Below are 19,776 nucleotides of genomic sequence, written 5' to 3'. Positions count from 1 at the left end.
GACGCACATTTCCGTCCCTCCTCTAATGCAACCGTGATCTCCGGTGCACCCGGCGGCCGGATGAATTGCCGCTGCAGACAGTGGCAGATCGGCCGGACGTCGGTCCGAAGGAACGGTCGGGATCGTGGTTCAGGCGGGACAGGAGAAATCGACGTGTCTACATTTTCAAGCGACTTGCGTGCCGGGATTGGCCCGGCTGCCATACTGATCGCATTGACGGTGATTTTCGCGGTCCCGCCGGCGGCGGAAGCCAATTTCGGCGTCGCAACCTTCTCGGTGTCCGTGAAGCGGGACGGCGGCGCATTCGACGGCAACGGCGTCAAGGGCGCCGCGCGCACGGGAACCGGCAGGTACTACGTGCAGTTCATGCGCGACGTCAGCCACTGCATGTATGCCGCCTCGGTGCGCGGCAAGAACGGCGGGCAGGTCAGCATCAAGCAGAGAGCCGGCAACCCCCAGCGGCTGCGCTTCTTTACCTTCTCCAGAGACGGCGAACCACGGGACCTGCCGTTCGACGTGACCGTCAGCTGCAACGGCGGCGTCCGTACTGTGGGTGACTATTGATCGGCGCAAGCCTGTAGCCTCCGCATTTCTCTTCGAAATACGCCCGAAGGTCAGGATCACTCCGCATGGACCGGCATCCGCGATGACGTCTTCGGCCGACGTTCCCCAAAGGAGCAGTACATGGTCAAAATATCGATAACTGCACTGGCACTCGCCGCCATCCTTGCCGCCTCACCGGCCGCGGCCCAGAAGGATGATGGACGGGGCCCCGCCCGCACCCGCGCCCCGGAGGCGGCGGACCAGACGCTGGGCATGGCACTGATGTCGGCGAACGTTTCATATGGATGCAACCACGGTTACGGCTCAGGTCTCATCGGCCTAAACTCACCGGGGGCTGGCGCGTGCGTGGTGACTTTCGACAGAGACATTCGCCGCTGCACAGCCGTGGCCAGCCTGGGACTATCGTTGATGGCATCTACGGCGCCGGGATCGATCCTGGCCTATGTCAGTGCTGATCACGGGGATGCCGTGATTGTGGAAACCCGGGACGTCAATGGCGACTATGCCGATTACGCTTTTTCAGCCCTCGTCTTCTGCGCGCAATAGTGAGGTTGCAGCACCAGAGACGGCCGCGTGTCGGTGCCCAACTTCGTTCGTCCGTGACAGGCGAGGATCGGGGAGCGGTTCCGCCTGGACCCGCTCCCCGTCGGCGGTTACTTCACTTCGATGATGGTCAGCTTCCCGTTCACCCGGTCGGCGACGAACTCGATCTCCTGACCCTCCTGCATCCGGGCGAGGATCTCGTCGTCGCCAGCCCGGAACACCATGGTCATCGCCGGCATATCGAGATTCTTGAGCTCCTCGTGAATGACGGTGACCTTGCCGGCATCGGCATCCACCTTCTTCACCACACCCTTCGTGTACTCGGTCGCGAACCCGAAGCCCGCGGAGGCCAGGACAATGGCGGCTGGAATCGCAAGTCTGAGAAGATGTTTCATAGTGGCATTCCTTCGGTATCCGTGGGGGGACATCAGTTGGCAGGTGCAGCGACCGACACCTTGCCGTGCATGCCGGACTCGTAGTGGCCGGGCACCAGGCAGGCGAACTCGAAGCCGCCGTCGTTGGTAAACGTCCAGATGATCTCGCCGGTCTCGCCGGGCTCCAGACGCACCGAGTTCGGGTCGTCGTGCTCCATTTCCGGGAACTTCTGCATCAGTTCCTTGTGCTCGGCGTTGCGCGCCATTTCGTCCAGAACGAATTCGTGCTCGAGTTCGCCCTTGTTGACGATGCTGAAGCGGATCGTTTCGCCACGCTTGAATGCGAGATTGTCGGGCTTGAAGATCATTCGGCCGTCCTCGGTCTCCAGCATCTCGACCCGGATCGTACGAGTGACGTCGGACGGGCTGCCGGGTGCGCCAACCATCATGCCGTGGGAATCGGACCCGGAACTCCCGTGGCCCCCGGAGTGCGATCCTGCACCGACGGCGGCGGTGGCCGACAGCAAAGCGAAGGCGGGAACGAGCAGCAGGTTTCTCATCTGGTTTCCTTTCTGGTGGGGTGGTGCGGAGGGTGGGTCTGATCAGCTCCTGTCGGCTGCCCTGGCGAAATCCGGCAGCTCGCCGGTCCATTCGTAGGCCTGGGTGCCGGGGGGGTTCTCGTACCAGCCGGGGTCCGAGTAATCGTTCGACGCGATCCCTTCGCGGACCTTGACGACCGAAAACATCCCGCCCATTTCGATGGGGCCATGGGGCCCCCACCCGGTCATCATCGGCACGGTGTTGTCGGGCAGTTCCATTTCCATCTCGCCCATGTCCGCCATGCCGGCGGTTCCCATCGGCATGTACTCCGGCTGGAGCTTGCGGATCTTTCTGGCGACATTGGTCTTGTCGACACCAATGAAGGTGGGCACGTCATGGCCCATGGCGTTCATGGTGTGGTGCGACTTGTGGCAGTGGATCGCCCAGTCACCCAGATGCACGGCATCGAATTCGTAGGCCCGCATGGCCCCGACGGGAATATCGATCGACACTTCCGGCCAACGTGCTTCCGGCCTGACCCAGCCACCGTCGGTGCACGTCACCTCGAAGTCGTAGCCATGCATATGGATGGGATGATTGGTCATCGTCAGGTTGCCGACCCGCACCCGCACGCGGTCGTTCCTCGACACGACGAGCGGATCGATATCCGGGAAAAGGCGGCTGTTCCAGCACCAAAGATTGAAGTCCGTCATCGTCATGATCCTCGGCACGTAGGAGCCGGGATCGATGTCGAACGCGTTGAGCATGATGAGGAAATCCCGGTCGACCCGCATGAATGCGGGATCTTTCGGGTGCACGATGAACATCCCCATCATGCCCATCGCCATCTGCACCATCTCGTCGGAGTGCGGGTGGTACATGAAGGTGCCGCTCTTGATGAGATCGAATTCGTAGACGAAGGTCTTGCCGGGAGGAATGTGCGGCTGCGACAGACCGCCGACCCCGTCCATGCCTGACGGCAGGATCATGCCGTGCCAGTGGATGGTGGTGTGTTCAGGCAACCGGTTGGTGACGAATATCCGGACGCGGTCGCCTTCGACCGCCTCGATGGTCGGACCTGTCGACTGCCCGTTGTAGCCCCAGAGGTAGGCGGTCATGCCTTCGGCCATTTCACGTTCGACCGGCTCGGCGACGAGGTGAAATTCCTTTACGCCGTTGTTCATCCGGTGCGGCAGCGTCCAGCCGTTCAGGGTGACCACCGGTTGATAGTCCGGCCCCGACGAGGGCCGGAGCGGCGGCTGCGTCGCCGCCGTCTCCATCACCGCCGCGTCCGGCAGGCCCATGTTCGAGGTCTTGCCCCAGGCGGAAGTCGAGACCAGCGCGGCGCCCGCGCCAAGAAGCTGTCGCCTGCTAAACATTGTCGTCTCCCTTGCTAGTGTCCGCCGCCGCTGTCGGCGAGCGCTGTCGTTCCCCCGGCACCGGCGCCGGCGTCCCCGCCGCCGCCGTAGATCGCGGCCGACAGGTTCGTATCGGCGAGCCAGAACTCTCGCCTGGCATTCACCGCCTGGAGGATGGTGTTGATCTTCGCCCGCGTATCGGCGAGCAGTTCGAAGGTATTGGTGATCATGCCGTTGTAGGTGAGGAGGGATTGCTCCTCGATCTCGATTCGCAACGGCAGGACGTTGTCCTGATAGTGCCGCGCTATGTCGTAGGTCGCGGTGTAGGCGGTGTAGGCCGAACGGGCTTCGGAGCGCACGTTCACTGCCCTTTCCGCCAGCATGTTGGCTGCACGCATGTAGGCAAGTTCCCCCTTGCGCATGCGCGCCTTGCCGGAATCGAAGATCGGAATCACGAACTCGAGTTCCACCTGGGGCGTCGTGACCGTCTCCGTCCGGCCGTCCTCACCGAGTTCGCGTTCGCTTTCGAAACCGCCGATGATCTCGAAATCCGTCAGATAGCGGGTCGCTTCGGTCAGGCGGTACGTCCGGGCGACGGCCTCCAGCTCCAGCATGGCAATCTGGAGGTCGACGCGGCGGCGCAGCGCCTCCGCTTCTATCGCCGTCTTCCTGGCAAGGGAGGCCGGCAGCGGCGGTAGATAGTCCGGCACATAGTATTCGACGTCGGCGCCCCACAGGCCCATGAGGCGGGTGAGCCTTTCCTTGGCCAGACGTGCTGCGAGGCGGGCCTGCGCCTGCTGACCCGTCAGTTCCGCGTAGAAGGCATGCTCCCGGGCCTGGTTGCCTTTCGACATCGCGCCGCTCTCGCCAAGTTGCAGAGCGAGTTCGGAGGCGGCATCGGCGGCATCCTCGGCCTGATTGAAGTAGACGGTCGTCTCGAAGGCGGCGACGGCGTCGATCCAGGCCTTCCGGGTTTCGGTCGCCAGCCGCAGGGTCTCCAGCACCGCCGTCAGCTGAGCCTGCCGGAATCGGGCGTCCGCCATGCCGACCCGGTGCGGTTGCGTGGCCATCGCCAGGATGTTGGCGGCGATGAGGCCTTCGATCGAGCGGTAGGCGCCCAGCTCAGGATTGGTGATGCCGAAGAATCCGATCGAGACCGTCGGATTGGGCAGCATGGTCTGCTGCCACGCCTCGGCCGCCGACAGCCCGAGGTCGGCATAGGCGGCCTGGAGTCCCTTGTTGTTGAGAAGCGCGATCTGAACGGCGGTATCGGCGCCGATCGTCTTCTTGTGGACGAGGGCGTGAACGCGCCCGGCCAGCGCCTCCGCCTCATCCTTGTTCTGCGCCCAGACCGTCTGCTTGCCGATCGTCTCGGCGGTGCGAACCGAGACGGTGGCGAAGCCCGCATCCGGGGCGGAATATTGCTCCAGCTCGGGCCCGGCAATGCAGCCGGCAAGGACGAGCGGCGACAGGGCGACCAGAGCGGCACGGCGCAAACGTCTCACGATCCGCCTCCCGTCCCGGGAGACTGCCCGTCGTCGAGCGGCCTCCAAGACCGCGGCGAAACGGGTCCGCGGGCGGTATAGCCGGCAATCACGCCCGCCTGTGGCGGCGCGCGATCCGCTATCTGCGGATCAACTGGCGACCGGTATGGCACGACATCGGGCAGCGACGATTCCGCGCACGCGCCAAGCAGCAAAGGCAGCAAGGCTGCCGCAAAGGGTAATCGCATGGGTAAGCACCTGATTGAGCACAAAGTCGATCGGATGCCCGCGCCGGGGCGTGGGCGACACGACTAGGGAGAGGCAATGCCTCTCGGTACAATCAGGTTCGTGGAGGCGAGTGGGGCGGGTTCAGATCCGCGCACTTGAAGCTGGCCGGCATTTCGGGATCGAACCGGTGCCGGTGAAGGTCCCGGCTCGCGATTGTGCCGACAGCCAGGATATCCGCCGCGCACATGCTGTAGCAGCACGTATCGGCGGCTGCTCCCGAGTGGCGTTCACCCGTCTCATTCCCACGCCGACACCCGGACTTTTCGTCAATACCTGCTTCCCCGCCGGCCGAGTCCGCATGGTGACTCGCTATCTCCGGCGAAGCGTGCGACGCGTGAGCAGAGGATTCCGGGGCAGCGGAGGGAATGTGCGCACTGACGGTCGTCAACGGCAGTCCAACGAGGACGAAGACGAGTGCCAGCCGCAGAAGCACGAGAGGAAACCTCAGTCGCATGGCCATGCGACTTCACCGTCTCTGCTCGTTCTGCGTGCCTTACAGGCGACCATAGCACCAGCTGGGTTGTCTCATCCGACCGACTTGTTCGTCTTTAACCAAGTTCGCCTGAGCGGGCAAGCGATGCACGCATGAGCCCGCCCCGTCACCGGGCGCGATCAGGCGCCCGGTGACCTGGCAGATCGGCTCAGGCGGGTTTGCGGAACAGCTGGATGCCCCAGGCGAGGTGGCCGGCGTCGGCGGCCTTCACCCAGTTCTCCAGGCCGACGGCCATCTTGTCGAGGTATTCGGCGGACGCGCCGCCGTCGCGCAGCTTGTCGTAGTTGGCCAGCAGCTCCTCGCGGACGCGGGCGTAGTGGTTGCGCAGCTGCGGCGTCAGGTCCTCCTGCTCGACGACCTGGAAGCCGATCCCCTCGGCCGATTCGCGGTAGAACCGCGGCGAGCCGAGCGAGGTGAGTTGCAGGCGGTCGTAGACCGGCTGCAGCACGCCCTCCGGCACGTCGTCGGCCTGCATCGGGTCGGTGAAGACGAACCAGCCGCCCGGCTTCAGAAGGCGCCAGACCTCTTCCAGCACCTTGTGGCGCTGGTCGGAATGGAGGATGGCGTCCTGGCTCCAGACGATGTCGTAGCCGCCGTCGCGGCCCTGCACGTCCTCGAAGACGCCGTGCACGACGTTGATCCGGTCGGCCAGGCCGGCGCGGCGGTTCTTGTGGCGGTTGGTGTCGTTCTGGACCTCCGAGATGTTCAGGCAGACCGCCTCGCAGCCCGACTGGCGCACCAGCGTGCGCATCGCGCCGCCATAGCCGGCGCCGAGATCGATCACCTTCATGTCCGGGGTGACCGGCGGCAGCTTGGCGATCATGCGGGCGACGGTGGCGTCGCTGGCCTGGCGGATGTCGGAGGTGTCCTCGTAGATGCCGACATGCAGGTCCTCGCCGCCCCAGACGGTCGAATAGAAGGTGTCGGCGTCGTCGCTGTCGTAGTAGTCCTCGGCGACGTCGCGGACGTCGGTCTCGCCGTCCTCGCGGGTGCCGCCGCCCCAGCGCACCAGGTGCAGCTTCGACTTCTCGGCGACGTGGATGAAGAAGTCCGGCTCGTCCTCGGCGTAGGTCTCCTGGAAGTCGCCGTAGGTGCGCACCCGCGCGAAGCCCGCCTCCTGCAGCAGCCGGCGCACGTAGTTCTTGCGGATCGGGTTGAGGTTGAGGGTGTATTCCGACCCGTCCTGGAAGGAGTACTTGAAGCGGACGAGGCCCTCGTCGATGTGCTCGGGCTCGGCCGTCACCTGGTCGCCGGCGTAGTAGTACTTGTGCTTCGTCTTGAAGCCGACGTCGAGGATGGTGTCGTAATTGCGCTGGTCGAGGATCAGGATGCCGTCGTGCTTCAGCGCGGCGTAGAATTCGGCCAGGGCGCGGCGGCGGTCCTGCTCGTCGTGCAGGTGGGTGAACGAGTTGCCGAGGCAGATGATGGCGTCGTACTTGCCCTGGATGTCCTTGTTGAGCCAGCGCCAGTCGGCCTGCACCGTCTTCAGGATCAGGCCGCGCGACTGGCCGTTCTCGAAGGCCTTGGAGAGCATCGCCGCGGAGCCGTCGGCCGTCGTCACGTTGAAGCCGGCCTCGGTGAGTCGCACCGAGTGGAAGCCGGTGCCGGCGGCGACGTCGAGGACGGTCTCCTTGCCGCGGGCGCGCAGCACGTCGATGAAGAACTGCCCCTCGCTTTCGGCGCGCGCCTTCCAGTCGATCAGTTCGTCCCACTTCTCGACGAAGGACTTGACGTATTCGCCCCGGTAGAGGTCGGTCTCGCGGTCCTTGAGCGGGTCGTCACCGTAGACCTGATCGGTGAGTTCCAGCTCGGCGTTTCCCGGGTTCCGGGCGGCATGGTTCATTTAGATGCTCCTCTCGCAAACACGTGTTGTCACGCCGCGCCCATCGGGAGCGGCTCGAGTGTCACGCGACTGATCGGTCACGCGCAATCCGGTTGCTGTGAACGCCGACAGTCCGGCGGCCGCATCGCAAGATGCGGGGACATGCCCGGCGCCGGCACGCGCGATGGCTGACTTCTGGCTCGCCGCCTGGACGATGCGCCTGCCGACAGGCTGCGGCCGTCAGCCCCAGGAGGGGCCCTTCCCCAAAGGATGGAGATCCGCAGCGCTGATGTGCGGCGCACTATAACGGTCGGGCAGGATCACGCAAGGGCGCGGGCGGAACGGATCGTCACCCGGACGCGGCCCGCGCCGCATGGCGGCTGCTGCGCGAGGCGGCCCGCACGATGGTTTCCTCGGCGATGATCTGGTCGGTGTTGGCGAGCAGCCGCCGCACCGCCCGGCGCGCGGCCTCCGGCCGCTGTCTCAGGATCGCCTTCTCGATGCCCTCGTGCAGCTTCTGGACATGCCGCAGGTCGTCGGCCTCGCGGGTCACGAAGATGAACAGGCTCTCCAGGGCCGACCCGATCAGCGCGCCGAGCGGCATCAGCAGCTCGTTGCCCGCCGAGCGCAGGATGGCGGTGTGGAAGGCGGTGTCGGCGGCGGTGCGCTCGCTCAGCGTCGGCGCCGAACCCATCTGGCGGCAGGCGCTGCTGATCGCCTGCATCTGCTCCTCGCCGCGGCGGGCGGCGGCTAGGGCGGCCGCTTCCGGCTCGATGATGTGGCGGAACTCTTGGACCGCCTTGAGGAAGCCCTCGCGGTCCGGCGAGGTGGCGTACCAGGTCAGCACGTCGCGATCGAGCAGGTTCCAGCGCTCGCGCGGCTCGACCCAGCTGCCGACCTTCGGACGCGACGCCAGCAGGTTCTTGGCCATCAGCATCTTGACCGCCTCGCGCACCACCGAGCGCCCCACCCCGAACATCTCCGACCATTCCGCCTCGTTGGGAAGGATCGTGCCCGGAGGGTAGTCGCCGCGGACGATGCGCTGCCCGATCGCGTTGACCAGCGAGACATGCGCATAGGTTCCCGAGAACCGCTGCGCGCCGGCGCGCGGGGACGCCGCACGCTTCCTGGCCTCGGGGACGGGCGCGGTGTCGTCCGGCGCTGCCGGCGGATCCGGTTTCCTGCGTCTGTCGGCCACGTTGCTCGCTTTCAGATCTCGCTGTCGCGATAGGCCCTCAGCCGGTCGAAGGCAACCGCGAGGATGATGAAGCCGCCGACGAAGCCGCCCTGCCAGAAGGTGCTGATGCCGAGCAGGATCAGGCAGTTGCGGATCACCTCGATCAGCGCCGCGCCGACGATGGAGCCGAACACCGTGCCCGCGCCGCCGAGCAGGTTGGCACCGCCGATGACGGTGGCGGCGATCACGGTGAGCTCCATCGACTGCCCGAGATTGGTGGTGACGCCGCCGAGCCAGCCGGCCTCCAGGATCCCGGCAAGCCCGGCCATGAGGGCGGAGAACATGTAGACGCTCACCTTCGTCCGGCGCACCGATATGCCGGTCAGGATCGCCGCTTTCTCGTTGGCGCCGACGGCGAAGATGTGGGTTCCCCACCGCGTCCAGTTCAGGAGGCCGCCGGTCACCAGCCCGAACAGGACGAGCGCGATCACCGGGTTGGCGATGCCGAACGTCGAGCCGCCGCCGACCCAGAACAGGATGTCCTCGTCGGGGCCGAACTGGAAGACCATCTTGTTGTCCGACAGCACCATCGCCGCGCTGCGCGCGATCGACAGCATGCCGAGCGTCACCACGAACGCGGGGATCCGCAGATAGGCGATCAGCGCGCCGTTGACGGCGCCGACCAGCAGCGACACCCCGATCGCCAGCGCGGCGCTGAGGACGAAGGAAACCCCGGCGTTCATGCTGATCGCCATGACCATCGCCGACAGGCAGAGCACCGAGCCGACCGACAGGTCGATGCCGCCGGAGATGATGACCACCGTCATGCCGAGCGCGACGATGCCGACGAAGGCGAAATTGCGCGTCACGTTGAAGAGGTTCTGCGAGGTCGCGAAGGTCTCGGTGGCGAGGCTCAGGCTGACGCAGGCGATGACGGCGGCCAGGAAGATCCAGAACGCCTGCTGCGACAGCAGCCTGCCGGCGACCGAGTGCGTCTGGTGGGCGATGGCGACATCCAGCGCGGAGGCGGAGCGGACCCCGCTGCGATCAGGCATGTTCGATGGCCCCCGTGATCAGCCCGGTGATCTCCTCCGGCGAGGTCGCTTCGGTGCGCTTGTCGGCGACCTTGGTGCCGCGCCGCAGCACGACGATCCGGTCGGTGACCGCGAAGACGTCCGGCATGCGGTGGCTGATCAGGATGACCGCGATGCCCTGCCGCTTCAGTTCGTTGATCAGATTGAGCACCTCGGCGACCTGGCGCACCGAGATCGCCGCCGTCGGCTCGTCCATCAGCACGATGCTGGCGTCGCTCAGCCGGGTGCGCGCGATGGCGACGGCCTGACGCTGGCCGCCGGACATCGACTTCACCTTGTCCTTCGGACGGGTCTCCGATTTCAGCTCGGCGAACAGCTCGGCGGCGCGCCGGTTCATCGCCGGATAGTCCATGATCCTGAAGGGACCGAACGAGCGGGTCAGCTCGCGGCCCAGGAACACGTTGACCGCGGCGGTCAGGTTATCGCACAGCGCCAGGTCCTGGTAGACGATCTCGATGCCGTGCTCGCGGGCATCGAGCGGTCCGTGGAACACCGTTTCCCTGTCGTTGATGAAGATGGTCCCGTGGCTGGGACGGAAGTTGCCGGCGATGATCTTCACCAGCGTCGACTTCCCCGCCCCGTTGTCGCCCATCAGGCCGAGCACCTCGCCGGGCTCCAGCGACAGCGAAACGTCGTCGAGCGCGTGGATCGCGCCGAAGTGCTTCGAGATCGCCTTCATCCTGAGCGCGGTCATTTCCACCCCGGTTCTTCTTGTTCGGCGGGCCACTTTGGCGGCTGCCGCCAAGGCACGTCAATATCATAAAACCCGCATTTGTATTATTTGTCCGACATATCTTGACGGAGCGGCCGGGCTTGCCGTTTAGTGCGCTGCGGAGGAAACTTGACCAACATGCACGTGCTGGTTACAGGCGCGGCGGGCAAGGTGGGGCAAGCGCTCGTGGCGCGGCTCCTGGCGGGGTCCGGCAACGTTCCGGACGACCTGCGGATACGCGCGCTATGCCACAACCGAATGCTGGCGGAGACGCCGAGGCTGTCGGTCGTCGCCGGCACGATCGCCGACCGCGAGGTCTGCCGGACCGCGCTCGAGGGGATCACGCACGTCGTCCACCTGGCGACCTGCAAGGAGACGCCGGACGACGTCATGGACGTCGCGATCAAGGGGCTGTTCTGGCTGCTCGAGGAGTTCCGGACCAGTTCGACCGCGCAGAGGTTCATCCTGATCGGCGGCGATGCCGCGGTCGGGCATTTCTTTCACCGGCATCCCGCACCGATCACCGAGACCACGCCGCATAGGGCCTATCCCGGCTGCTATGCGCTGTCGAAGGTCATGGAAGAGGTGATGGTCGAGCAGTACGGCATCCAGTACGGCATCGACTGGTGCTGCCTGCGGGCGCCCTGGATCATGGAGAAGGACGACTTCCGCTACAGCCTGTCCTTCGGCGACGACGTGTTCGGCGGACCGGACTGGAAGTCGATGGTCTCCCCCGAGCAGGCCGAGACGAGCCGGTGCACGGGCGCGGTTCCCCTGCTGCAGGAGGAGGACGGCACGCCGGTCAAGCGCAACTTCGTGCATGTCGACGATCTCGTCGAGGCGATCGTCACGGCGCTGACCGCCAAGGCCGCCCGCGGCAAGCTCTACAACATCGCCATGGACGAACCGGTCGACTACGGCGCGGTTGCCGCCTATCTCGCCAGGACGCGCGGACTGCCGTCGATCGCGATCCGCAGCCCCTATGTCGGCAATTGGCTGGACAACAGCCGGGCCAAGGCCGAGCTGGGATGGCGGCCGTCCTACGACCTAGAGAAGCTCATCGATTCCGCCTGGGACTACGAGCGCGCTCCAGACGATCCGAGGAGGGTCTGGTACCCCGGCTGAAGGAAGCGCCGCACAAGAACCGGCGCAGGCACAAATCACGCTGCAGCACCCCAGGGAGGAACAAGGACATGAAAGTGCACGGACTTCTCTTTGCCGGCCTCGCAGCAATGGCTGTCGCCGGTTCCGCCCAGGCCCAGGACAAGACGCTGGCGATCGTGGTGAAGGGCCTCGACAACCCCTTCTTCGAGCAGATCAACAAGGGCTGCCAGAAGTGGAACGGCGAGAACAAGGACAGCGGCTACACCTGCTACTACACCGGCCCGGCCTCCAGCACTGACGAAGTGGGCGAGGTGCAGATCGTCGAGGACCTGCTCAACCGCCCGGACGTCAAGGCGATCGCCATCTCCCCGTCGAACGCCCCGCTGATGGCGAGGATGCTGCGCAAGCAGGCGCCGAAGATCCCGATCATGACGATCGACGCGGATCTGTCCGCCGACGACGCCGAGCTGCGCGAGACCTACCTGGGCACCGACAACTACCAGATGGGCGTCAAGTTCGCCGAGCACCTGATGAAGCTGAAGCCGGACGGCGGGACCGTCTGCCTGCAGCTCGGCAACGTCGCGGCCGACAACATCAACCAGCGCGCCGCCGGCACCCGCGACACGCTGTCGGGGGAAAAGGGAACCGACAGGCTCACCGGCCAGGGCGGCTGGACCGAGATCGACGGCTGCCCGGTCTTCACCAACGACCAGGCCGACCTCGCCAACCAGCAGATGGCCGACACCTTCACGGCCAATCCCGATCTCTCCGCGTTCATGCTGATCGGCGGCTGGGCCCAGTTCGCGCCGCAGGCCTACGCGCAGGTGACCGACCAGGTCATGGAGAAGCTGAAGTCGAAGGACCTCGTCATCGTCGCCGGCGACACCCTGCCGCCGCAGATGGAGGCGCTGAAGAACGGGCGCAGCCATGTCCAGGTCGGACAGCGCCCCTTCGAGATGGGCTACCGCGCCCCCGACGTGATGATCGAACTGATCGAGGGCAAGACCGTCGACCCGATCATCTACACGGGCCTGGACGAATGCACCCAGGAGAACGTCGACGGCTGCATCGGCGGTTGAGGAGGCCGGCGGGGCCCGGCGACCGGCCGCGTCCCGTTCGATTTCTCCGTTGCAGTCGACCGCCCGCCGGACCGGCGGGCCGGCGACATCGCTTCACCTTCAGATCCAAGTGAGGATTAGAGACATGAAACTTCGTACGTCCACGATTGCGATCGTCGCCCTGGCGGTGCTCGCCGCGGGCTCTGCACGGGCCCAGGAGAAGTCCCTCGCGTTCGTCGTCAACGGCGCGTCGGACTTCTGGAAACTGGCCGAGGCCGGGGTCAAGAAGGCCCAGGGCGAACTGCCGGACTACGACCTGCAGTTCAAGTATCCCGAACAGGCGGCCGCAGCCGTGCAGCAGCGTCTGATGGAAGACCTCGTGGCGGCCGGCGTTTCGGCCATCATGGTCAGCGCGGTCGATCCCAAGTCCTCGACCGATGCACTGAACCGGATCGGCGAGCAGGTGCCGCTGTTCACCACCGACAGCGATGCGCCGGACACCAACCGGATCGCCTATATCGGCTCATCGAACACCGACGCGGGCAGGCAGGCGGGAGAGATCGCCCTGAAGGCACTGCCCGACGGCGGCAAATGCATCGGCTTCGTCGGCCTGCCCGGCGCCGACAACGCGCGCGAACGCATCGAAGGCATGAAGGAGACGATCGCCGGCTCGAAGGTCGAACTGATCGACGTTCGCGGCGACGACATCGACATGACGCGCGCCAAGCGCAACGTCGAAGATGCCCTCGCCGCCAATCCCGACATCGACTGCATGGTCGGCTTCTACTCCTACAATCCGCCGCGCATCTACGAGGTGCTCAAGGAATCCGGCCAGCTCGGCAAGATCACCATCATCGCGTTCGACGAAGATCCGATCACGCTCGGCGGCGTCCGCGAGGGCTCGATCGCCGGAACGGTGGTCCAGCAGCCCTACGAATGGGGCTACCAGGGCATGCTGCTGATGGCGAAGTACCTGGAGGGCGACACGTCGGTCGTCCCCGCCGACAAACTCGTCATCGTGCCCACGAAGATCATCGACAAGAGCAACGTCGATGACTTCGAGGAAGAGCTGAAGGCGCGTATCCGCGGCTGAAGCCCCGCAATACGGCAGGCCGGCCACCGCCCCGCTCCGGCCGGCCTGCCGGTTCCCCTCCCGACCAACCCCGCGCCGCGCCTTCCCCGCATGTCCGCACCGTTCCTGAAGATGACAGGCGTATCCAGGCTCTACCCCGGAGTGCTGGCGGTCGCGGGCTTCGACATGACCATCGCGCCGGGCGAGGTGATCGGGCTGGTCGGCGAGAACGGCGCGGGCAAGTCGACGCTGATGAAGATCCTCGGCGGGCTGATCGCGCCCAGCGAGGGGACGATCGAGCTCGACGGCGTGACGATGGCGCGGCTGACGGTGGCCGGCTCGATGGGCGGAGGCATCGCCTTCGTCCACCAGGAGCTCAACCTGTTCGACAACCTGACGGTGGCGGCCAACATCTTCATCGGCCGGGAACCGTTGAAGGGGGGGCTGCTCCGGCTGATCGACACCGCCGCCCTCGACCGGCTTGCCGCGCCGCTGCTCGACCTGCTCGGCGCGGACTTCGCGACGGACACGCTCGTCGCCGACCTGTCGCTTGCCCAGAAGCAGCTCGTCGAGATCGCCAAGGCGCTGTCGATCAAGGCGCGGCTCGTCATCATGGACGAGCCGACCTCGAGCCTCACCGCGACCGAGACGGAGCGGCTGCTGGCGATCGTCGCGCGGCTGAAGGCCGACGGCGTAGCGATCATCCTGATCTCGCACCGCCTCACCGAGATCGAGCGCGCCGCCGACCGCGTCATCGTGCTGCGCGACGGCAGGCGCGTCGCCGAACTGGCGAGACAGGAGATCCGGGCGAACCTGATGATCCGCCACATGACCGGGCGCGACCTGAGCACGCTGTACCTGCCGCCGGCGACCGCGCCCGGCGAGACCGTGCTGGAACTGGCGGGGGTGCGCACCGCGTACCGGCCGGACCAGGAGGTCTCGTTCGGCTTGCGCCGCGGCGAGATCCTCGGGCTGGCGGGGCTGATCGGCTCCGGCCGCAGCGAGCTTGCGCGGGCGATATTCGGCCTCGATCCGCTGCGCGGCGGGGAGGTGCGGGTCGACGGGACGCCGATCCCGCCGGCCTCGCCGAAGAGCTCGATCGCGCGCGGCATCTATCTCGTTCCCGAGGACCGCAAGCGCTGCGGCCTCATCCTGGACCTCCCGATCCGCCGCAACATCACGCTGTCGAGCCTGCCGGCTCATTCGCGGCGCGGCATGGTGAACGTCGCGGCGGAGCACGAGACCGCCCTGAGGCAACAGCGGCGCCTCGACATCCGCACGGCCTCCGTCACGGTGCCGGCGAACGCGCTGTCGGGCGGCAACCAGCAGAAGGTGGCGCTGGCCAAGTGGCTGTCGATGTCGCCGCGGGTGCTGATCTTCGACGAGCCGACGCGCGGCGTCGACGTCGGCGCCAAGAACGAGATCTACGCCTTGATGCGCGAGCTGGCGGATCGCGGAGTGGCAATCCTGATGATATCCTCGGACATGGAAGAGGTGATCGGCGTCAGCGACCGCGTCGCGGTGATGCACGAGGGGCGGATCGCGGGCTTCCTGGAGCGCGCCGACCTGAGCGAGCAGGCCATCCTGTCGCTGGCGATCGGGCGCACCGCGCACGACCACCCCACGCCGGACTGAAAGCCGCCAATGACAAGCCGCAAGGACCTGGGCCTGCTCGTTCTCATCATCGTCATAAGCGCGGTGGTGGCGATCATAAACCCGAGGTTCCTCTCCCCGATAAACCTGTCGAATACCGCGAACCTGATCGGGCTGTTCGGCATCTTCGCTGTCGCGCAGGCGTTCGTGATCATCTCGGGCGGCATCGAGCTGTCCGTCGGCTCCGTGATCGCGCTGCTGGGAGTGGTGTTCGTCGATCTCGTGGCGGGCGAGACGGTCAGCCCCGGGCTCGCCTTCCTCATCGTGCTTGGCCTTGGCTGCCTGATCGGCTTCATGCACGGGTTCCTGGTGGCGAAGGTCGGCATCCAGCCGTTCATCGTGACGCTGTGCGGCCTGCTGATCTACCGGGGCATCGCCCGCTACTACACCGAGGACGCAACCGCGGGATTTCCCTTCGGCGCGAGCTTTCCAACCCTCGAATGGCTCGTGGCCGGCCGCTTCTACGGCGTTCCCCATTCGATCATCGCCTTCGCCGTCGTGGCGATCGTGATGGGCGTCGTGCTGCACCGCTCCGTCTACGGGCGCTATCTCTACGCGGTGGGCAAGAACGAGGAGGCGGCCCGCTACAGCGGCATCAACACCGATCGGGTGGTGATCGCGGCCTATGTGATCTGCATCGCGCTGACCGCCGTGGCGGCGGTGTTCATCGCGATGTACACGCGGTCGATCTCGCCGTCCTCGCACGGCAACTTCTACGAGCTCTACGCGATCGCCGCCGCCGTGCTCGGCGGCTGCTCGCTGCGCGGCGGCGAGGGCTCGATACTGGGGGTGGTGCTGGGCACGATCCTGCTGCAGGTCCTGCAGAATCTCGTCAACCTGCTGGGCATCCCGAGCTCTCTCAACTTCGCGGTGATGGGCTCGGTGATCCTGCTCGGCGTGCTCGCCGACCAGGGGCTGTCGCGGCGGCGGCGGCAATAGCGGCGGGCGGTCTCCGCCGCTACTGCTCCCAGGTGAGCAGCAGGTCCTTGGCGTCGATCTGGTCGCCGACGGCGACCAGCACCTCGGCGACGGTGCCGTCGCGCTCGGCGTGCAGGGCGGTTTCCATCTTCATCGCCTCCAGCGAGATCAGCACGTCGCCGGCCTTCACCTGCTGGCCGGCGGAGACGGCGACCGACGACACGACGCCAGGCATCGGCGCGCCGAGCTGGGCCTCGTTGCCGGGCTCGACCTTGGCGCGCGCCTTCGGCCCGGCGGCGCCATGGGGGCGGTCGGGAACCTTGACGCGGCGCGGCTGGCCGTTCAGTTCGAAGAACACCGTCACCATGCCGCGCTCGTCGGTCTCGCCGATCGCAAGGCAGCGGATGACGAGCGTCTTGCCCTTCTCGATCTCGACGAAGATCTCGTCCTCCGGCTGCATCCCGTAGAAGTAGACCGGGGTCGGCAGGGCGCTGACCGGACCGTATTCCTCGGCGACGGCGGCGAATTCGGAGAACACCTTCGGGTACATCAGCCAGGAGGCGAACTCGAACTCCGACAGGTCGCGGCCCGCCTCCTCCTGCGCCCTGGCGCGGTCGGCCGCGAGATCGGCGTCGGCGAGCAGCGAGCCGGGCCGGTCGGTATAGGCGGCCCCCTCCTTCAGCGCCTTCTTCTGCAGGGTCGCGGGCCAGCCGCCGGGGGGCTGGCCGAGATCGCCCTTCAGCATCGAGACGACGGAGTCCGGGAAGGCGATGTCCTTGTCCGGCGCGGCGACGTCTTCCGGCGAGATGTCCTGCGACACCATCATCAGCGCCATGTCGCCGACCACCTTGGACGACGGCGTCACCTTGACGATGTCGCCGAACAGCATGTTGACGTCGTGGTAGGCCTGCGCCACCTCGTGCCAGCGCGCCTCGAGGCCGAGCGAGCGCGCCTGCTCCTTCAGGTTGGTGAACTGGCCGCCCGGCATCTCGTGCAGATAGACCTCGGATGCCGGCCCCTTCAGGTCGCTCTCGAAGGCGGCGTACTGGTTGCGCACGGCCTCCCAGTAGAAGGAGATGCGGCGGATCCAGTCGGTGTCGAGGCCGGTGTCCCGGTCGCTGCCGCGCAGCGCCTCGACGATCGAGCCGAGGCAGGGCTGCGAGGTATTGCCCGACAGCGGATCCATCGCCGCGTCGACGGCGTCGACGCCGGCTTCCACGGCGGCCAGGACGGTCGCCGCCGAAATACCGGAGGTGTCGTGCGTGTGGAAGTGGATCGGCAGGTCGGTCTCCTCGCGCAGCGCCCTGAACAGCACCCTGGCGCCCGCCGGCTTCAGGAGGCCAGCCATGTCCTTGATGGCGATGATGTGGGCGCCGGCCTTCTCCAGTTCGCGGGTCAGCCCGACATAGTAGTCGAGGTCGAACTTGGCCCGGTCGGGGTCGAGGAGGTCGCCGGTGTAGCAGATCACCGCCTCGCAGAGTCTGTTCTCCTCGCGGACGGCGTCCATCGCCACGCGCATGTTCTCGACCCAGTTGAGGCAGTCGAAGACGCGGAACAGGTCGACGCCGCCGGCGGCAGCCTGCCGGACGAAGTGGCGCACGACGTTGTCGGGATAGTTGGTGTAGCCGACGCCGTTGGCGCCGCGCAGCAGCATCTGCAGGAGCAGGTTCGGGGCACCCTCGCGGACCAGCGCCAGCCGCTCCCACGGATCCTCGGTGAGGAACCGCATCGCCACGTCGAAGGTCGCCCCGCCCCAGCATTCCAGGCTCAGAAGCTGCGGCAGCGCCCGCGCGTAGACCCCGGCGATGCGGGCGATGTCGTGGGTGCGCATGCGGGTGGCGAGCAGCGACTGGTGGGCGTCGCGCATCGTCGTGTCGGTGACGAGCACCCGTTCCTGCTGACGCATCCAGCCGGCGAACTTCTCCGGGCCAAGACTGTCGAGCAACTGCTTCGTGCCGTCGGGAACCGCGCCGTCGACGAACGGCACGACCGGGTCGAGCGCGTCCGACTTCGGCCGCGGCCGGCCGCGCGTCTCGGGATGGCCGTTGACGGTGACGTCGGCGAGGTAGTTGAGGAGCTTGGTGGCGCGGTCCTGGCGGCGGACCTGCTCGAACAGCTCGGGCGTGGTGTCGATGAACTTCGTCGAGTAGTCGTTCGCCGCAAATCTCGGATGACCGATGACGGCCTCCAGGAAGGTCAGGTTCGTCGCCACGCCGCGGATGCGGAACTCGCGCAGCGCCCGGTCCATGCGCCGGATCACCTCCTGCGGCGTCGGCGCCCAGGCGGTGACCTTTTCCAGCAGCGGGTCGTAGTAGCGGGTGATCACCGCACCGGAATAGGCGGTGCCGCCGTCGAGACGGATGCCGAAGCCGGTGGCGCCGCGATAGGCGGTGATGCGGCCGTAGTCGGGGATGAAGTTCTGTTCCGGATCCTCGGTGGTGATCCGGCACTGCATGGCGTGGCCGTTGAGGCGGATGTCGTCCTGGGCGGGGACGCCGGAGCCCGGTGTGCCGATCTCGGCGCCGTCCTGGATGCAGATCTGCGCCTTGACGATGTCGATGCCGGTGACCTCCTCGGTCACCGTGTGCTCGACCTGGATGCGCGGATTGACCTCGATGAAGTAGAAGGCGCCGGTGTCCATGTCCTGCAGGAACTCGACCGTGCCGGCCCCGACGTAGTTCACGGCGCGGGCGATCTTCAGGGCGTAGCCGCAGATCTCCTCGCGCTGGGCTGCGTCCAGATAGGGCGCGGGCGCGCGTTCGACAACCTTCTGGTTGCGGCGCTGGATCGAGCAGTCGCGCTCGAACAGGTGGACGGCATTGCCGTGCGTGTCGCCGAGGATCTGCACCTCGACGTGGCGGGCGCGCGCGACCAGCTTCTCGAGATAGACCTCGTCCTTGCCGAACGCCGCCTTCGCCTCGCGGCGCGCCTCGACGACGTCGTGGGCCAGGTCCTCCCTGCCGCCGATCGCCCGCATGCCGCGACCGCCGCCGCCCCACGAGGCCTTCAGCATGACCGGGAAGCCGATCTCCCCGGCGAGCCTGGCGACCTCGTCCAGATCGTCCGGCAACGGCGGCGTCGCCGGCACGACGGGCACGCCGATCTCGGTCGCCAGGTCGCGGGCGGCGACCTTGTTGCCGAGGCGTCGCATGGTGTCCGGCCGCGGCCCGATGAAGGCGATGCCGGCGTCGGCGCAGGCCTCGGCGAATTCCGGGCTCTCGGAGAGCAGCCCGTAGCCCGGGTGGATAGCGTCGGCGCCGGAAAGCCTGGCGACGCGGATCACCTCCTCGATCGACAGATACGCCTCGATCGGTCCGAGATCGCGGTCGAGATGCGGTCCGCGGCCGATCTGGTAGCTCTGGTCGGCCTTGAACCGGTGCAGCGCGTACTTGTCCTCCTCGGACCAGATCGCGACGGTCTTCAGCCCGAGCTCGTTGGCGGCCCGGAATATCCGGATCGCGATCTCCGAGCGGTTGGCAACGAGAATGGTTCGTATCGTCAAGCCGGTATCCAGGATGAGTG

The 19,776-nt window shown here is 66.6% G+C and carries 16 protein-coding genes; 7 read left to right on the top strand and 9 right to left on the bottom strand.

Annotated features, from left to right (window positions below; all coding sequences use genetic code 11):
• Nucleotides 1-564 (top strand): hypothetical protein (locus tag V3328_RS03480; protein WP_340328245.1); only part of this gene is annotated, 564 nt, incomplete at its 5' end.
• A 120-nt stretch (nt 565-684) separates the two neighbouring features.
• Complete coding sequence (locus V3328_RS03475; RefSeq protein ID WP_340328244.1) at nt 685-1,110, top strand: hypothetical protein; 426 nt, start codon at nt 685-687, stop codon at nt 1,108-1,110.
• A gap of 107 nt (nt 1,111-1,217) precedes the next feature.
• On the opposite strand, the gene V3328_RS03470 is transcribed toward V3328_RS03475, so the two are convergent.
• The 8 genes from V3328_RS03470 to V3328_RS03435 form a co-directional block, all read right to left on the bottom strand.
• Nucleotides 1,218-1,502, bottom strand: coding sequence for a copper-binding protein (locus V3328_RS03470; RefSeq protein WP_340328243.1), 285 nt, complete (start codon nt 1,500-1,502; stop codon nt 1,218-1,220).
• A 32-nt stretch (nt 1,503-1,534) separates the two neighbouring features.
• Nucleotides 1,535-2,041 carry a cupredoxin domain-containing protein gene (locus V3328_RS03465; protein WP_340328242.1) on the bottom strand — a complete coding sequence of 169 codons (507 nt, stop codon included), beginning with the start codon at nt 2,039-2,041 and terminating at the stop codon, nt 1,535-1,537.
• Nucleotides 2,042-2,083: 42 nt separating this feature from the next.
• Entirely contained in the window at nt 2,084-3,400 is a 1,317-nt protein-coding gene (locus tag V3328_RS03460; protein WP_340328241.1) for a multicopper oxidase family protein, read from the bottom strand.
• A gap of 14 nt (nt 3,401-3,414) precedes the next feature.
• The gene (locus V3328_RS03455; protein ID WP_340328240.1) at nt 3,415-4,884 is read right to left on the bottom strand and encodes a TolC family protein; all 1,470 of its coding nucleotides are present in this window, start codon (nt 4,882-4,884) and stop codon (nt 3,415-3,417) included.
• Between the two features lie 908 nt (nt 4,885-5,792).
• The gene (locus V3328_RS03450) at nt 5,793-7,487 is read right to left on the bottom strand and encodes a glycine/sarcosine N-methyltransferase (RefSeq protein ID WP_340328239.1); all 1,695 of its coding nucleotides are present in this window, start codon (nt 7,485-7,487) and stop codon (nt 5,793-5,795) included.
• Nucleotides 7,488-7,815: 328 nt separating this feature from the next.
• Nucleotides 7,816-8,664, bottom strand: coding sequence for a FadR/GntR family transcriptional regulator (locus V3328_RS03445; RefSeq protein WP_340328238.1), 849 nt, complete (start codon nt 8,662-8,664; stop codon nt 7,816-7,818).
• Nucleotides 8,665-8,675: 11 nt separating this feature from the next.
• Nucleotides 8,676-9,698 carry an ABC transporter permease gene (locus tag V3328_RS03440; protein WP_340328237.1) on the bottom strand — a complete coding sequence of 341 codons (1,023 nt, stop codon included), beginning with the start codon at nt 9,696-9,698 and terminating at the stop codon, nt 8,676-8,678.
• Nucleotides 9,691-10,431, bottom strand: a complete 741-nt coding sequence (locus tag V3328_RS03435) for an ATP-binding cassette domain-containing protein (protein ID WP_340328236.1) — start codon at nt 10,429-10,431, stop codon at nt 9,691-9,693. Before V3328_RS03435 ends, V3328_RS03440 begins: the two co-directional genes overlap by 8 nt.
• A gap of 156 nt (nt 10,432-10,587) precedes the next feature.
• On the opposite strand from V3328_RS03435, the gene V3328_RS03430 reads away from it, so the two are divergent.
• The 5 genes from V3328_RS03430 to V3328_RS03410 all read left to right on the top strand — a co-directional run bounded on the left by V3328_RS03430 (nt 10,588) and on the right by V3328_RS03410 (nt 16,275).
• A complete protein-coding gene (locus V3328_RS03430; RefSeq protein WP_340328267.1) occupies nt 10,588-11,574 on the top strand; it encodes an NAD-dependent epimerase/dehydratase family protein in 987 nt (328 codons plus the stop codon).
• 68 nt (nt 11,575-11,642) lie between these two features.
• Complete coding sequence (locus tag V3328_RS03425) at nt 11,643-12,632, top strand: substrate-binding domain-containing protein (RefSeq protein WP_340328235.1); 990 nt, start codon at nt 11,643-11,645, stop codon at nt 12,630-12,632.
• A gap of 124 nt (nt 12,633-12,756) precedes the next feature.
• On the top strand, nt 12,757-13,704 hold the full coding sequence (locus tag V3328_RS03420) for a sugar-binding protein (protein WP_340328234.1): 948 nt from the start codon (nt 12,757-12,759) through the stop codon (nt 13,702-13,704).
• 90 nt (nt 13,705-13,794) lie between these two features.
• Nucleotides 13,795-15,318 carry a sugar ABC transporter ATP-binding protein gene (locus V3328_RS03415; protein ID WP_340328233.1) on the top strand — a complete coding sequence of 508 codons (1,524 nt, stop codon included), beginning with the start codon at nt 13,795-13,797 and terminating at the stop codon, nt 15,316-15,318.
• Between the two features lie 9 nt (nt 15,319-15,327).
• Nucleotides 15,328-16,275, top strand: a complete 948-nt coding sequence (locus V3328_RS03410; RefSeq protein WP_340328232.1) for an ABC transporter permease — start codon at nt 15,328-15,330, stop codon at nt 16,273-16,275.
• A 19-nt stretch (nt 16,276-16,294) separates the two neighbouring features.
• Here V3328_RS03410 and pyc read toward each other — a convergent pair whose 3' ends face one another.
• A complete protein-coding gene (gene pyc, locus V3328_RS03405) occupies nt 16,295-19,756 on the bottom strand; it encodes a pyruvate carboxylase (RefSeq protein WP_340328231.1) in 3,462 nt (1,153 codons plus the stop codon).
• Nucleotides 19,757-19,776 lie beyond the last annotated feature (20 nt).

This window comes from Microbaculum marinum, from assembly GCF_037855135.1.
GTDB classification, from domain to species: domain Bacteria; phylum Pseudomonadota; class Alphaproteobacteria; order Rhizobiales; family Tepidamorphaceae; genus Microbaculum; species Microbaculum marinum.
This window is presented reverse-complemented; position numbering and strand designations above follow the sequence as displayed.

Coding starts and splice junctions, on each gene's coding strand:
- V3328_RS03475 (WP_340328244.1), top strand. CDS start 685: ATGGTCAAAATATCGATAACTGCACTGGCACTCGCCGCCATCCTTGCC.
- V3328_RS03470 (WP_340328243.1), bottom strand. CDS start 1,502: ATGAAACATCTTCTCAGACTTGCGATTCCAGCCGCCATTGTCCTGGCC.
- V3328_RS03465 (WP_340328242.1), bottom strand. CDS start 2,041: ATGAGAAACCTGCTGCTCGTTCCCGCCTTCGCTTTGCTGTCGGCCACC.
- V3328_RS03460 (WP_340328241.1), bottom strand. CDS start 3,400: ATGTTTAGCAGGCGACAGCTTCTTGGCGCGGGCGCCGCGCTGGTCTCG.
- V3328_RS03450 (WP_340328239.1), bottom strand. CDS start 7,487: ATGAACCATGCCGCCCGGAACCCGGGAAACGCCGAGCTGGAACTCACC.
- V3328_RS03440 (WP_340328237.1), bottom strand. CDS start 9,698: ATGCCTGATCGCAGCGGGGTCCGCTCCGCCTCCGCGCTGGATGTCGCC.
- V3328_RS03435 (WP_340328236.1), bottom strand. CDS start 10,431: ATGACCGCGCTCAGGATGAAGGCGATCTCGAAGCACTTCGGCGCGATC.
- V3328_RS03430 (WP_340328267.1), top strand. CDS start 10,588: ATGCACGTGCTGGTTACAGGCGCGGCGGGCAAGGTGGGGCAAGCGCTC.
- V3328_RS03425 (WP_340328235.1), top strand. CDS start 11,643: ATGAAAGTGCACGGACTTCTCTTTGCCGGCCTCGCAGCAATGGCTGTC.
- V3328_RS03420 (WP_340328234.1), top strand. CDS start 12,757: ATGAAACTTCGTACGTCCACGATTGCGATCGTCGCCCTGGCGGTGCTC.
- V3328_RS03415 (WP_340328233.1), top strand. CDS start 13,795: ATGTCCGCACCGTTCCTGAAGATGACAGGCGTATCCAGGCTCTACCCC.
- V3328_RS03410 (WP_340328232.1), top strand. CDS start 15,328: ATGACAAGCCGCAAGGACCTGGGCCTGCTCGTTCTCATCATCGTCATA.